The organism is Pseudomonas moorei, assembly GCF_008801475.1.
Lineage (GTDB): Bacteria > Pseudomonadota > Gammaproteobacteria > Pseudomonadales > Pseudomonadaceae > Aquipseudomonas > Aquipseudomonas moorei.
Genome location: NZ_VZPP01000007.1, coordinates 266,437 through 280,879 on the forward strand (window position 1 = coordinate 266,437; position 14,443 = coordinate 280,879).

Annotated in this window: 13 protein-coding genes; 5 read left to right on the forward strand and 8 right to left on the reverse strand. The window is 63.2% G+C overall.

Annotated features, from left to right (window positions below):
• Nucleotides 1–82 precede the first annotated feature (82 nt).
• The 8 genes from F7R06_RS15715 to F7R06_RS15755 all read right to left on the reverse strand — a co-directional run bounded on the left by F7R06_RS15715 (nt 83) and on the right by F7R06_RS15755 (nt 8,614).
• Nucleotides 83–715, reverse strand: a complete 633-nt coding sequence (locus tag F7R06_RS15715; protein ID WP_090320277.1) for an SDR family NAD(P)-dependent oxidoreductase — start codon at nt 713–715, stop codon at nt 83–85.
• Nucleotides 712–1,359 carry a TetR/AcrR family transcriptional regulator gene (locus F7R06_RS15720; protein ID WP_090320279.1) on the reverse strand — a complete coding sequence of 216 codons (648 nt, stop codon included), beginning with the start codon at nt 1,357–1,359 and terminating at the stop codon, nt 712–714. Before F7R06_RS15720 ends, F7R06_RS15715 begins: the two co-directional genes overlap by 4 nt.
• A 74-nt stretch (nt 1,360–1,433) precedes the next feature.
• Nucleotides 1,434–2,258 (reverse strand): SDR family NAD(P)-dependent oxidoreductase, encoded by an 825-nt coding sequence (locus F7R06_RS15725; RefSeq protein WP_090320282.1) that lies wholly within the window; start codon nt 2,256–2,258, stop codon nt 1,434–1,436.
• Between the two features lie 30 nt (nt 2,259–2,288).
• Nucleotides 2,289–2,705 carry a MaoC family dehydratase gene (locus F7R06_RS15730; protein ID WP_090320285.1) on the reverse strand — a complete coding sequence of 139 codons (417 nt, stop codon included), beginning with the start codon at nt 2,703–2,705 and terminating at the stop codon, nt 2,289–2,291.
• Between the two features lie 14 nt (nt 2,706–2,719).
• Nucleotides 2,720–3,160 carry a MaoC family dehydratase N-terminal domain-containing protein gene (locus F7R06_RS15735; RefSeq protein WP_090320288.1) on the reverse strand — a complete coding sequence of 147 codons (441 nt, stop codon included), beginning with the start codon at nt 3,158–3,160 and terminating at the stop codon, nt 2,720–2,722.
• Between the two features lie 29 nt (nt 3,161–3,189).
• On the reverse strand, nt 3,190–4,374 hold the full coding sequence (locus tag F7R06_RS15740) for a lipid-transfer protein (protein ID WP_090320291.1): 1,185 nt from the start codon (nt 4,372–4,374) through the stop codon (nt 3,190–3,192).
• Between the two features lie 28 nt (nt 4,375–4,402).
• Complete coding sequence (locus F7R06_RS15745) at nt 4,403–5,503, reverse strand: acyl-CoA dehydrogenase family protein (protein ID WP_245706732.1); 1,101 nt, start codon at nt 5,501–5,503, stop codon at nt 4,403–4,405.
• Between the two features lie 294 nt (nt 5,504–5,797).
• Nucleotides 5,798–8,614, reverse strand: a complete 2,817-nt coding sequence (locus F7R06_RS15755; protein ID WP_090320297.1) for a winged helix-turn-helix domain-containing protein — start codon at nt 8,612–8,614, stop codon at nt 5,798–5,800.
• A 197-nt stretch (nt 8,615–8,811) separates the two neighbouring features.
• Here F7R06_RS15755 and F7R06_RS15760 point away from each other — a divergent pair, with 197 nt between their 5' ends.
• The 5 genes from F7R06_RS15760 to F7R06_RS15780 are packed head-to-tail and all read left to right on the forward strand — an operon-like array spanning nt 8,812 to nt 14,368.
• The gene (locus F7R06_RS15760; RefSeq protein ID WP_090320300.1) at nt 8,812–9,966 is read left to right on the forward strand and encodes a CaiB/BaiF CoA transferase family protein; all 1,155 of its coding nucleotides are present in this window, start codon (nt 8,812–8,814) and stop codon (nt 9,964–9,966) included.
• A 33-nt stretch (nt 9,967–9,999) separates the two neighbouring features.
• The gene (locus F7R06_RS15765; protein WP_090320303.1) at nt 10,000–10,803 is read left to right on the forward strand and encodes an enoyl-CoA hydratase/isomerase family protein; all 804 of its coding nucleotides are present in this window, start codon (nt 10,000–10,002) and stop codon (nt 10,801–10,803) included.
• Nucleotides 10,804–10,863: 60 nt separating this feature from the next.
• Nucleotides 10,864–12,420 (forward strand): acyl-CoA synthetase, encoded by a 1,557-nt coding sequence (locus F7R06_RS15770; RefSeq protein ID WP_090320305.1) that lies wholly within the window; start codon nt 10,864–10,866, stop codon nt 12,418–12,420.
• On the forward strand, nt 12,420–12,854 hold the full coding sequence (locus F7R06_RS15775; protein ID WP_090320308.1) for a PaaI family thioesterase: 435 nt from the start codon (nt 12,420–12,422) through the stop codon (nt 12,852–12,854). The genes F7R06_RS15770 and F7R06_RS15775 overlap by 1 nt, the downstream gene beginning before the upstream one ends.
• A complete protein-coding gene (locus F7R06_RS15780) occupies nt 12,845–14,368 on the forward strand; it encodes an acyl-CoA synthetase (RefSeq protein ID WP_090320311.1) in 1,524 nt (507 codons plus the stop codon). Before F7R06_RS15775 ends, F7R06_RS15780 begins: the two co-directional genes overlap by 10 nt.
• Nucleotides 14,369–14,443: the final 75 nt, after the last annotated feature.

The following is a 14,443-nucleotide window of genomic DNA, read 5'->3' on the forward strand; positions in this document are numbered from 1 at the left end:
CTCGCTCCTGCAGTGGCCGTTGATCGAACGGGAACTCCGGCTACATACCTGGCGCGGGTGGGGCCGGAAACCGGGCAGGCCGTCAGAGGCCTGCATTGTCGATATGCAGCACGGCACCGGTGACGCTGGCACCGGCACCGCTGGCCAGCAACAGCAGCGGACCATTCAGTTCTTGCAGGCCGGCGCTCTTGCTTTGACCGGCGGCGATGACGTTGACGCGTATGCGGTGCGGCGTCAGCGACTGGGCCATGGCGCGGCTCATCCGAATGAGGCTGCTGTCGGTGCGCAGGCAGGGGTTCGGCTCGCTGATGGGGCGCGGCGGCGGCTCGATATTGACGATGCTGCCACCGCGTTCGGCCCTGATCATATGCAGGCTGGTGCAGTGAACGACATGATTGTTCAGGGCAACGTGTTCGCATTCGGCGCTGTTATTGATCAGCACGTCGACACTGCCGAAACGCTCCTGCACGGCGTCCAGCGCGGCTTCGATACTGGGGCGGCGGGCGCTGTCGAGGCTGACGATCAACACTTCGCCACCTTCCCAGCGCAGGTCGGCGGCCAATTGCTCCAGTTGCGAAGGATGCTTTGCGCCGAGGGCCACCCGGGCTCCGGCAAGGCTGGTCAGACGGGCGAAATGCGCGCCCAGCCGGGTGGTGGCATCGGCCACCAGAACGGTCTTGCCGGCCATGGAAAACGGTTGCATGAAATTGCTCACGGGCGTACCTCCATTGGCACGGCGCGCCGGGTCAGTACGGCTCGCGGCACAGCGACCCGCGGTGAAGTGATGGGCGTGGCACCGAGCATCTTCAGCACCAGTTCCGAGTAATGCCGAATAACGTCATCGATCCCCCAGCGACCATTGTCCTGGTACCAGACGCAGGCGTGGGTGAGCATGTTGAACAGGGTACGGGCCATCAGTTTCGGTTCGGCGCAACTGAGCGAACCTTCCTTGACCCCTTGCTCCAGAACTTCCTGCAACGCTTTGAGGTACAGGCGCCGGGCCTGGCGGACCTGCTCCAGATCCTCTTCGGCGAGGCTTCTGAATTCCAGGTTGCCGAGCATCGCCTCGTCCTGGTGTTCGAGGTGATAGCGCACGTGGCAGGCGATAAAGGCGAGCAGTTTTACATCGGCGGTGACAGCCTTTTTCGGCCGGCGACGCGTCCACTCCCGGGACAATCCCTGGAAGTACTCGAGGATCAGTTCCACCAGCAGTTCGTTTTTGCCTTTGTAGTACAGATACAGCGTCGAGGCGTTGATGCCTGCTTCAGTGGCGAGCTGACGCAGGCTCATCGAGCCGTAGCCGTTACGCGAGATCAGTTTGATGGCGGCCAGGCGGATGTTGTTTTCAGTCATGTTCATGGTGTGATCCTGCGGTCATCAAAACTTGAACACAGCGATTGTGGCGAGGGAGCAAGCGCCCTCGCCACAGAGACTTATTGCAGATTGCCGGCGACAGCGATGGTCTGGGCGGTGATGTAGTTCGACTCCGGCGAGCAGAACAGGTACACCGCGTCCGCCGCTTCCTGCACGGTGCCCGGACGACCCAGCGGGTTGCGCTGGGCGAACGACTTGGCCGCTTCCGGGCTGATGCCGACACGAATGTCACGGCCTTCGATGTTCACCGTGGCGCCTGCGTGGGCGTCGGCCTTGGTCATGCGGGTTTCGATGAAACCGAAAGCCACGGCGTTGACGTTGACCTTGAAACGACCCCATTCACGCGCCAGCGCACGGGTCATGCCGATCACGCCGGCCTTGGCCGACGAATAGTTCATTTGCCCGGCGTTGCCGTTCAGGGCCGACACCGAAGAAATGTTCACCACTTTGCGGAACACTTCGCGCTCTGCCGCCGCATCGGCCTGGGCCTGGGCCTTGATGATCGGGTAGGCCGCACGCAGGATGCGGAAAGGCGCGGTCATGTGGCAGTCGAGAATCGCGTACCACTGCTCGTCGCTCATCTTCTGGATCACGTCGTCCCAGGTGTAGCCGGCGTTGTTGACGATGACGTCAATGCTGCCGAAGTTGTCCATCGCGGTCTTGATGTAGCGGTCACCGAAGTCAGGGGCGCTGACGTTGCCGTGGCAGACAGCGGCTTCGCCACCCAGCTTGCGGATCATTTCAGCGGTCTCGTGGGCCGGATCGGCGTCCAGGTCGTTGATCACGATGCGCGCGCCTTCGCTCGCCAGTTTCAGGGCGATCTGCTGACCGATGCCGCGACCGGAACCAGTGACCAGTGCGACTTTGCCTTCGAGTTTTGCCATGGGGTGTTGCTCCTCAGTGATCAGTGTTGTTTACAGAGCGATCACGGCGTCACCAACGATCTTGGTCTCGCCGTATTGATTGGTGGTGCGCACTTCAACCTTGATGCGTTGCTCGCCGTCGACTTCAAAGCGGTCGACGACGGCACCGGTGCAGGTGATCTGGTGGCCCAGGTGGGTGATGCCGAGAAAACGCACGCCGAACTCGCGCAATTGGCGCTGATCGACCCACTGCGTCAGCAGGCGACCGAGGTACGCCATCGACAGCATGCCGTGGGCAAACACATCGGGCATGCCGGCCCGGCGGGCGTAATCGGTGTCGATGTGGATGGCGTTGTGATCCCCCGACGCACCGGCGAACAAGGCCAGGGTGGTGCGGTTGATCGGCGGCAGGGCCAATGGCGGCAGGGTGTCGCCGATGTTGATTTTTTCCAGGCTTATCGCGTTCATCTGTGTTCTCCGCTTCAGCTGTTGCGCTGCACAAGCACGCTGCGCAGGTCCGCAACATGCTCACCGTGCTGATTGGTGACTCGGGTTTCGCGCACCACGAATTCCAGGGCGCCACCTTTCTTGTCGTAGATGTCGGCGATGCGCACATCGAAGCGCAACGTGTCGCCGGCATAGGCCATGCGGTGATAACGGAAGGATTCTTCGCCGTGCAAAATGCGCGCGGTGACGATGCCCAGTTCGTCGCGCCAGGCGTTCGAAGGAATCTGGAATTCCAGCGAGAACAGGAAGGTCGGCGGCAGCGGCAGGTTGGGATGCCCGGCATCGCGCGCGGCTTGTTCGTCAAAGTAAATCGGGTTGGTTTCCCCGGTGGCCTTGGCGAAAAAGCGCAGTTGCCCGGCTTCGGCGGTCACGAGGAACGTGGGCAGTTGTCTGCCGATGTGTTTCTTGTCGATCATCTGAATGGCTCCTTTGCTGAGCGGGCGCGTCAGTTTTTCTGGTACACGGTCACCACGCAGGCGCCGCCCAGGCCGAGGTTGTGCTGCACGGCAATGCGTGCGTCCTGCACCTGGCGTTGTTCGGCGGTGCCGCGCAATTGGTGGGTCAGCTCATAGCACTGGGCCAGGCCGGTGGCGCCCAGCGGGTGGCCCTTGGAGAGCAGGCCGCCGGACGGGTTGGTGACCCATTGGCCGCCATAGGTGTTGTCGCCGTCGTTGACCAGTCGCGCGCCTTCGCCCTCGGCACACAGGCCCAGGCCTTCGTAGGTCAGCAGTTCGTTCTGGGCGAAGCAGTCGTGCAGCTCGATGACGTCGACATCTTTCGGGCCGATACCGGCCTGGTTGTAGGCAATGTCAGCGGCCATGCGCGTCATGTCGAAACCGACCACGCGGATCATGTCCCTGGCGTCATAGGTACTTGGCAGGTCGGTGGTCAGCGCCTGGCCGGCCATCAGCACGTCGGTGCGCAGACCGTGCTTCTTCGCGAACGCCTCGGACACCACGATGGCCGCGGCAGCGCCACAGGTCGGCGGGCAGGCCATCAGACGCGTCATCACGCCTTCCCACAACATCGGGGCGGCCATGACTTCTTCGGTGCTGACCACGTTGCGGAACACCGCCAGCGGGTTATTGGCCGCGTGACGGCTGGCCTTGGCGCGGATCCTGGCGAAGGTTTCCAGTGGGGTGCCGTATTTCTGCATGTGCGCGTAGCCGGCACCGCCGAACTGGCGGATGGCGTTGGGCAGGTCAGGCATGCCGATCAGTTCGTTGGCCAGCACCAGGGCGCGTTCGGTGGCCGGTGCGCGATCGGTCCAGGCGGATTTCAAGGCACCCGGGTTCATGTGCTCGAAGCCAAACGCCAGGGCGCAGTCCACCGCGCCGCTTTGTACGGCCTGGCGAGCGAGGAACAGGGCGCTGGAACCGGTGGCGCAGTTGTTGTTGACGTTGATCAGCGGGATGCCGGTCATGCCCACGCGGTACAGGGCTTTCTGGCCGCAGGTCGAATCGCCGTAGACGTAACCGGCGTAGGCCTGCTGGATGTCATTGAAATCCACACCCGAATCGGCCAGGGCCTGGCGGATCGCTTGTTCGCCCATGACGTCGTAGGGCTCGTTGGTCCCCGGTTTCTTGAACTGGATCATGCCGACGCCAGCAACGAATACCTTATTGCTCATCGTGTGTTTCCTTTTTTGTTTTTGAGGGTCAGAGCTTGCGCGCGATCATTTCGCGCATGACTTCACTGGTGCCGCCGTAGATGCGATTGACGCGCGAGTCGACGAACGCGCGGGCGATCGGGTACTCCATCATGTAGCCGTAGCCACCGTGCAGCTGGACCATGTCGTCGATGCATTTCCACAGGGTTTCGGTGGTGTAGAGCTTGGCGATCGCCGCTTCTTCCAGGGTCAGGCGGCGGCGCATGTGCTCGCCCAGGTAGTAGTCGACCATCACCCGCATGGCCGTGGCCTGGGCCTTGATGTCGGCGAGCTTGAATTTGCTGTTCTGGAAGTCCCAGACGGTCTGGTTGAAGGCTTTGCGGTCCTTCACGTATTCCAGGGTCTGCTCGAGCAGGCGCTCCAGTTTCGCGGCGGCGGACACCGCGATCGAGAAGCGCTCCTGGGGCAGTTCGCCCATCAGGTAGGCAAAGCCCAGACCTTCCTCGCCGAGGCGGTTGCCGACCGGTACGCGCACGTTGTCGAAGAACAGCTCGGCGGTGTCGGCGGCGGCCTGGCCGACTTTCTCCAGCTTGCGCCCGCGCTTGAAGCCGGCACGGGTAGCTTCCACGGCGATCAGGCTGATGCCTTTGGCGCCGGCGGCCGGGTCGGTCTTGCACACGACGATGACCAGGTCGGCGGTCAGGCCGTTGCTGATGAAGGTCTTGCTGCCGTTGATCACGTATTCGTCGCCATCGCGCACGGCGGTGGTGCGCACGGCCTTGAGGTCGCTGCCGGTGCCGGGTTCGGTCATGGCGATGGCCAGGATGGTCTCGCCGGAGCAGATGCCCGGCAGCCACTTCTGTTTCTGTTCTTCGCTGCCGCAGCGATTGATGTACGGGGCGATGACGTCGGAGTGCATGCCGAAGTAGGCGCCACTCACGCCGGCCCGGGCGAACTCCTCGTTGAACACCGCGCTGTGACCGAAGTCGCCGCCACCACCACCGTATTCGGTGGGCAGGGTGATGCCGAGCAAGCCTTCGCGGCCGGCCTTGAGCCAGGTCTCGCGGTCGACTTGGCCGGCTTTGTCCCAGGCAGCCTGACGCGGTACGCATTCGCGCTCGAAAAAACGGCGCGCGGTGGTGCGGAACATCTCATGGTCGTCGCGGAAAACGGTTCGGGCGATATGCACGCAAGACTCCTCAATGATCACGGGCCGGCTTGCTTGGGCCAGGCGCTGATGCAAGGCGCGACGTGCGCCTTTGAACTGAGGGTTACGATAGGGGTGGGGGCTGGTGTGAACGCCACCCGAGGCGGGTGGCGAGACAAAAATCAATCAACTGTGGGAGCGAGCCTGCTCGCGATGGCGGTGTGTCAGTCAACTTTGATGTTATAGGTGCCGTCCTCTTCGCGAGCAGGCTCGCTCCCACAGAGTCTTGCAGGTCTGTTATTGCGGGGCGGGATTACCCTGCGACTCCAGGTCACGCACCCGTGCCACCGCCTCATCGCGGCTGTTGACGCCAAGCTTGCTGTAGATGTGGCTCAGGTGCCATTTCACGGTTTCCGGGGACAGCCCCAGGGCGCGGGCGATTTTTTTGTTGGGCAGGGCCTGGGCCAGCAGGCGCACGACTTCGATTTCCCGCTCACTCAACGGCTCCATGCCGGCGGCGAGGGGCTTGCCTGCCGAGGCCGGGGAGGGTTTGCCGGTTGGCGCGGCGGGCACCGTCACATCGGCTGCTTGCAGGCGCTCGACGTAGAACGCCAGCACCGGGTCCAGGGTTTCCTCGTTCGCGATGGCAGAGATCAGTTTCAGTGCGTCCGGGTGGGCGTCGAGCAGGCTGCGCAACAAGCCGAAGCGTTGCCCGCGCCGCAGCGCCTCCATGACGTGATCCCGTGCGGCATCGGGATTGCCGCGCTGGGACTCGATCACACCACTGAGCACCAGCAGCCGTACTGAACCGAGCTGGCGGCGGTGCCGTTCACAGGTTTCGATCAGTTGTTCGATCCGCTTCAAGGCGCCGTCCAGGTCGCCTTGTTGAATCTGCCAGCGTGCCCGCGCGTTCTCGGCCAGGATATGGATTTCCTTGAGGGCGCTTTGCCCGGCATCCGGGTGGCGCGCGTCGATGGCTTCCAGGCGCGCCAGTTTGGCCTGGGCCTGCCCATGCTCACCGAGAATCATCAGCCAGCGCACCTGCCAGGTCAGGCAGTAGGCTTGCAGGCGCTCCAGACCGAGTTTGATCGCGTACTCGTCGAGCCGCTCGACATAGGCCAGGGCTTCCTGATGATTGCCCGCCAGCCATTGCACATTCCACAGCACCTGCATCACGCGCAGCACCGAATCCGGAATCGAGATGCGTTCCAGGATATCGATCCAGCCCGAAAGCAGTTTGAATGCCGCATCGACGTCATTGGTTTCGTACAGCACCTCGCCCAGCAGCGCGGCGGAGAGGTAAGTGGCGTCGGCACCGGCCTTGCCGCACTGGGCGGCTTCATGCATCACATCCCGATAGACCCGTTCGGCCTGCTTCATCTGGCCTTCGAGGGCGTGGCTCAAGCCAATCATGCAGCGCCCCTGCAGACTGCCGGCGGTGGTCCCCACAAGGGGTTCGCCATTGATCAGCAGCAGGGGGCGGTCGAGTTGTATCTGGCGCGCCTTTTCGTATTCGCCCCGGTGCATGTAGAGCCACGAAAGGATGTTGGCGCATGAACCGATGGCCACACTGTTGCTGTCCGGCGGCGGATTGAGCAATTGCGGCAGCACCGTCATCGCCGCGTCGGTGTCGTCACGCTGCAGCGCCAGAGAGGCACGCAGTATCGCAATCATGAAGCGATCATGGACGTCGCTTTCAGGGACGTCCTGGAACAGTTGATCGAGGCTGTTGGCGCAAGCCGCGAAATCCCGGGCATAGAGCTGCATCCTGGCCTTGAGGATGCGCAGCTTGACCCGCGCCTGCACTTGCTCGACCGGCAGCAGCCGGACCAACTCGATCAACATGCGCAAGTCGCCGTGGGCATACAGCGTCTCGGCGTTTTGCTGCACCAGGTCGGCAGCGGCATCCGGGTCGCCCGCCATCACGGCATGGTGCACCGCTTCATCCAGATGCTGGTGGTCCCGGAACCAGGCCCAGGCCCGCGCGTGCACTGCCTGTTGTTCGGCCTTGCTGCGCGAATCGAAGTATTTGAGCAATGTCTCGCGCAGCAGAGGATGCAGGCGGTACCAGGTTTCGCGCTGGGCGCTGTCCACCGGGATCAGGAACAGGTTGTCCCGTTCCAGGCGTGCCAGCAGGGCATTGGCGTCGCGGACCGCGTCCGGGTTGCCGCTGAGGGCGGCGCATAGCGAGGCGCAGAAGCGGTTGCAGACGGCCATGAGCAGCATCAAGTCCAGGTCCGTCGGCGACAGATGGGACAGCACTTCGATTTCGAAAAACTTCGCGAACGCCTGATCGTCCCGCACCTGTGTCTGGTCGGTTGCGGCAACGAGCGGTCGATTTTTCTTGCGGCTGACGGCCAGCAATTGCAGTCCGGCCACCCAGCCATCGGTCAGTTCATGCATCAGCTTGGCATCGCGGGCGCTGATGTCGCCCAGTTGAGCCTTGAGAAAGCGTTCGGACTCGCCGGGTGTGAAGCGCAAATCGCGCAGGTTCAGTTCCAGCACCAGTTCCTGGCTGCGCAGCCGCGCCAGGGACAAAGGCACGGCACTGCGTGAGACCAGTGCCAGATGCAGATTGGCCGGTGCGTAGTCGATCAGCCATTGCAGGGCCTGATGAATCCCGACGTCGGTCAGGTGGTGCAGGTCATCGAGGACCAGCACCAGTTCGCGGCCACGGCTGGCAATACTGCGCACCAGGGTGATGACGGTGCGTTCTACCGCCTCGCTGTCGATACCACGACCTTCCAGCTGGGTGGCTTCGTGTACCAGATCCGGGTCGACCTGGCCGAGGCTGGCCAGCAAGTAGTCCAGGAAGCGGGTCAGTTCGTTGTCATCGGCAGACAGCGTCAGCCAGGCCACGTCGAAGCCCAACGGCAACAGCGCCTGGCGCCAGGCAATCAGCGTCGAAGTCTTGCCGCATCCCGCGGGCCCCTTGAGCACGATGCAGCGCTGACGACGCGCCTTGAGCATTTGTTCCTGGAGCAGTTCGCGGGAAATCAGGCGCCCGGCACTGCGTGGCGGGATCAGTTTGGTACTGACGATCGGCGACTGGGTCGGATTCAAGACCGGGCTGGAAGGCGTGTCCGAGGCTGTGGACTTGCGGGGTTTATCCATGGGGCTGTCCGAATCTTTTTTGTTTTGGGAAGGCACTGAATCCAGAGGAGTGTAACGCACCGCCAGCCAGTCATGGCCCTGTGTTTGGCATTCGCCACCCGATGCGGGTGGTGGTCGGCGAATAAGGGATTGATTAACTGGACGCCACAAAATAGGGGTGCTGCAAGGCGCTCCGTCAGAACAATGGAGCGGCGGCAATGGGTGTACTGAGCGGCATTCGAGTGGTGGAATTTGAGGCAATCGGCCCGGCGCCTTTTGGCACGATGCTGCTGGCGGACATGGGGGCCGACGTGGTGCGGATCGACCGTCCGGTGGCTGCGAGCGACCTGGGTCCGAAGTTTGAAGGCAAGCGCGCCGACATTACAGGGCGCAATCGGCGTTCGGTCACTCTGGACCTGAAATGTCCGCAAAGCGTCGCCGCCGCGCTGGAATTGATCGAACGAGCCGATGTGCTGATCGAAGGCTTTCGCCCTGGCACCATGGAGCGTCTGGGCCTTGGCCCGGAAGTGGCGCTGGCGCGCAATCCACGGCTGGTTTATGCACGCATGACCGGTTGGGGCCAGACCGGGCCGATGGCTGACCGTGCCGGCCATGACCTGAACTACATCGCCTTGTCCGGCGTGCTGTCGACCATTGGCCCGGCCGGTGGGCGACCGGTCCCGCCACTGAACCTGGTGGGCGATTACGGCGGTGGAGGCATGTTGATGGCGATGGGCGTGCTGGCGGCGCTGGTGAACGTGCAGCGTGGCGGGGCCGGACAAGTGGTCGATGCGGCCATGACCGAAGGCGCGGCGCAGTTGGGTTCGGTGGTCTGGGGCCTGTTGGCCGGCGGTCACTGGACCGAACAGCGCGGCAGCAACCTGCTCGATGGCGGTGCGCCGTGGTACGACACCTATGAAACCCGCGACGGGCAGTACATGTCGATCGGTCCGATCGAGTCGCGTTTCTACGCGCAAATGCTGGACATTCTCGGGTTGGCAGGCGCCGACCTGCCGCGTCAACACGACCGGGCTGGCTGGCCGCGCTTGCGTGAGGCTTTTACCGCGGCCTTTCTCAGTCGCACCCGGGCAGAGTGGGCCGACGCGTTTGCCAGCAGCGACGCCTGCGTGGTGCCGGTGCTGGGCCTCGCTGAAGCGGCCGAACATCCCCACAGCGTGGCCCGCGGCAGTTTTATCAAAGTCGATGGCGTGGTCCAGCCCGTCCCGGCACCGCGTTTTCTCGGCACGCCTTCGGCGCAGCCACGAACGGCACCGCAACGCGGCGAGCACGGTCAAGAGGCGTTGCGCGACTGGGGTTTCGACAGCGTCGCCATCGAGCGGTTGCATTCGCTGGGCCTGGGCTTCAAGGCCTGACCTCCCTCCCATAAAAACCATAGAGGTTAGTCCATGGCCATACAGTTCAAGATCATCGATCACGTGGCAGTCATTACGCTCGATGCGCAACTGTCGAACAATGCGCTGTCCATCAGCGACTTGATGCACCTGCGCAAGACGCTGGTGGCTTGCCAGGATGACGAGCAGGTGCGGGTCATCGTGCTGACCGGTGCCGGTGAGCGGGCATTCTGTTGCGGCGCGAGCCCGCGCGATCCTTCGCGCGGACTGTCCGGTTTTGTCGCTGGCGCACTGAAAAGCCGCGAGACCGAGGCTGAGGAGGGCGGCTATGCGCGTCTGTTCGACCTCAGCGATCTGGAGATCTGGAAGCCGGTCATCGCCGCCATCAATGGCGCTTGTCTGGCCGGTGGTTTTGAACTGGCCCTGCAATGCGACCTGCGCATTGCGGCCGAAAGCGCCGCGTTCGGCTTGCCCGAAGTGCGCGATGCGACCATTCCGGCGGCCGGTGGCGTGCAATACCTGCTGCGCGCGGTGCCCGCCGCCCACGCCATGAAAATGGCGCTGACCGGTGAGCCGATCAACGCTCAGGAAGCCTTGCGCATCGGACTGGTCATCGACCTGCTGCCACAAGAACGGTTGATGGCCGCCGCCCTGAACCTGGCCGAACGCATAGCCGCCAATGGCCCCCTGGCGGTGCAGTCGATCAAGCAGTTGGCGGTGCAGACGGCACACCTGACGCCCCGCGACTTTGTGATTCAAGCCCACTTGCACTGGGGGTTGCTGCGCGACAGCCAGGATCACGCCGAAGGGCGCGTGGCGCTGGCCGAGCAAAGGACGCCCAAATACATCGGTGCGTGACGCACCGCCCAGTGACTGTATGCGTTCTTACCTGACAACAATAATTCACAGGAAACCATCATGTATCTCACCCAAGGACTGCACCGTGTTTTGCAGCAGCGCCCTCATGCCCTGGCGACGGTTTTCCGCGACCGGCGCCACACCTATGCACAACTGGCCGACCGCGTAGCCCGCCTGGCCGGTGCCTTGCAGCAACTGGGCATGCAGACCGGTGACCGCGTGGGCCTGCTCGGCCTGAATTCCGATCGTTTTCTCGAGTACTACCTGGCCACCTGGTGGGGCGGTGGTGTGGTCAACCCGGTCAATATTCGCTGGAGCGTGGCGGAAATCGTCTATTCGCTGGACGATTGCGACACGCGCATCCTGATGATCGACGACACCTTCCTGTCGATGGCCGACAGCATTGCCGGCACCGCCAAAGTGCGGCCGCTGTTGATCCACATCGGCGAAGGGCCGACGCCCGAAGGCATGTTGTCTTACGAGCAACTGATTCGCGACGCCGAGCCGGTCGATGATGCCTTTCGTGGCGGTGACGACCTGGCCAGCATCATGTACACCGGTGGCACCACCGGCTTGCCAAAAGGCGTGATGCAGTCGCACATGAACCTGTGGAGCGCCGCCGTGGCCCGTGCCGCCGATGTTCCGGTGCCGGCCGACGCGCTGACCTTGCACATTGCTCCGATGTTCCACCTGGCCGCGCTGTCGCGGGTGATCCTGATCTCGTTGCTGGGCTCGCCGAGCATCTTCGTCCCGGCCTTCGACCCGCTGAACGTGATGCAAACCATCGAACGCGAGCGCATCACCGACATCCTGATCGTGCCGACCATGATCCAGGCGTTGATCATGCATCCGGAGTTCGCCAACTATGACCTCAGCAGCCTGCGCAGCCTGACCTACGGCGCCTCGCCGATTGCCGTGCCCTTGCTGCAACTTGCCTTGAAAGCCCTGCCGAACGTCGAGTTCACCCAAGGCTACGGCATGACCGAAGCCGCGCCGCCGATTTCCGCCAACGGCCCGCAGAACCATGGTCCCGAAGGCATTGCCAATGGCCGGCTGCGCTCGGCCGGGCGTCCAGGGCTGGGCGTGACGGTGCGCATCGTCGACGAACATGACAACGAAGTCCCGCGCGGAACGGTCGGCGAAGTGGTGGTGCGTGGGCCGAACATCATGCTCGGCTACTGGAACAAACCCGAAGAAACCGCCCAGGCCCTGCGCGGCGGCTGGATGCACACGGGCGATGGCGCCTACATGGACGACGAGGGTTACATCTACATCGTCGATCGCTTCAAGGACATGATCGTCAGTGGTGGCGAAAACGTTTATTCGGGTGAAGTCGAAAGCGCGATTTCCAGCCACCCGGCCGTCGCCGCCTGCGCAGTGATCGGCATTCCGTGCGCACAGTGGGGCGAAGCGGTACACGCGGTGATTGTGCTCAAACCTGATCTCGAAGCAGCCGGCGCGGACATCATCGAACATTGCCGTCGGCAGATCGCCGGCTACAAGACACCGAAGTCGGTCGAGTTCCGCAGCGCGTTGCCGCTGTCCGGTGCCGGCAAGGTGCTCAAGCGCGACCTGCGCGAACCTTACTGGGCCGGCAAGGACCGGAGTGTCAGCTGATGGCGCTGGACAAGGAAGCGGCAACGATTCCCGAGGGATTCACAGCGCTGGAAAGCCTCTCGGGTTTCCTGCGCAATTGCGGTGACTTCTTCCTTCATGATGAACGGCCGATCGTGGCCGTGCGTCTGCAGTCGCACCACCTCAACTATGTGCACATCGCCCATGGCGGTTTCCTCGCCACGGTCGCGGACAGCGCCTTCGGCATCGTTTTACGGCGCCATCTGCAGCCGCCATCGGTTGCGCTGACGGTCAACCTGAACGTCGACTACATCGGTCCGGTGCGTGAAGGCGAGTGGCTGGAGGCGCATGTGGAAGTGCTCAAGACCGGCGGCACCTTCATCAACGCCAGCTGCCTGTTGAAGGTCGGCGAGCGCCTGGTGTTGCGGGCCAACGGTGTCTTCACCACCTGGAAAGGCAAGACACCATGTACATGACCCAGTGTCTGCAACGCACCTTGCAGCAAAATCCGGAGCACTTGGCGACGATCTTTGGCGATCGCCGCCAGACCTATCGCCAGTTTGGTGAACGTGTCGCTCGCCTGGCGGGCGCCTTGCAGAACCTGGGGATGGCGGCGGGAGACCGGGTTGGCATGCTGGCGCTCAATTGCGACCGTTACCTTGAGTACATCATGGGGGTCTGGTGGGGCGGCGGGGTGCTCAACCCGGTCAACATTCGCTGGAGCGTGCCGGAGATTGTCTATTCGCTGGACGATTGCGCCACCGGCTTCCTGATTGTCGATGAGCACTTCGCGGCGATGGCCGAAGGTATCCGCAAGACCGCCCGCCAGGCGCCACGGTTTATCTACGCCGGGGACGGTGAAGTGCCGCCGGACATGCTCGGTTATGAGCAGTTGCTGGCCCAGGCAACGCCGGTCGAGGATGCAGGACGCGGCGGGGAAGACCTTGCCTGCATCATGTACACCGGCGGCACCACCGGTTTTCCCAAGGGCGTTATGCAGTCTCATCTGAACCTGTGGTCGGCGTGCATGCCGCGCATGGTTGACATGCCGCCGATACGCGATGGCCGGTTATTGCACGTCGCACCGCTGTTCCACGTCGCCGGCATGGCCCGCGCGTTGATCCAGTTCATGGCCGGTGAAAGCCATGTGCTGCTGTCGGGTTTCGACGCGGCTGAGGTGTTGCGGGTGATCGAGCGGGAACGGATCACCGAGACGCTGCTGGTGCCGACCATGATCCTCGCGTTGCTGGCCCATCCGGAATTTGATCGCCATGACCTCAGTAGCCTCAAACGCCTGACCTATGGTGCGTCACCCAGCGCGGGCGAAATGGTGGAGCAGGTGTTGGCCCGGCTTCCGGACCTCGAGCTTTCTCATTCCTACGGGCTGACTGAAGCCTGCCCGGTGGTGTCGAGCAATCTGCCGTGCAATCACACGGCGCAAGCGCGCCGGAGCGGTTTGTCGCGTTCGGTCGGGCGGGGCGGGTTGGGGGTCAATGTGAAGATCGTCGACCCGCAAGGCCGGGAAGTTCCACGTGGCACGGTCGGCGAGATCATCGTGCGCGGGCCGAACATCATGCAGGGCTATTGGAACAAGCCTGAAGAAACCGCCCGGGCATTGCGCGATGGCTGGTTGTACACCGGTGATGCCGCGTACATGGACGAGCAGGGGTACCTGTTCATCGTCGACCGCCTCAAGGACATGATCGTCAGCGGTGGCGAGAATGTTTACTCGGCGGAAGTCGAAAACGTCCTCGCCCGCCACCCGGCCGTGGCGCTGGCGGCGGTGATTGGCGTGCCCCATGAGCAATGGGGCGAGGCGGTGCACGCGGTGGTGGTGCGCAAGCCCGGCGCCCAGGTCGATGCCGAGCAATTGCGCCTGTATTGCCGGGAGTTCATCGCCGGCTACAAATGCCCGAAGAGCGTGGAGTTCCGCGACGAGTTGCCGCTTTCGGCCGCCGGTAAAGTCCTCAAGCGCGAATTGCGTTCATAACCACACCACATCCCCCTGTGGGAGCGAGCCTGCTCGCGAAGACGGTATGCCAGTCAACATGAATGTTGAATGTGA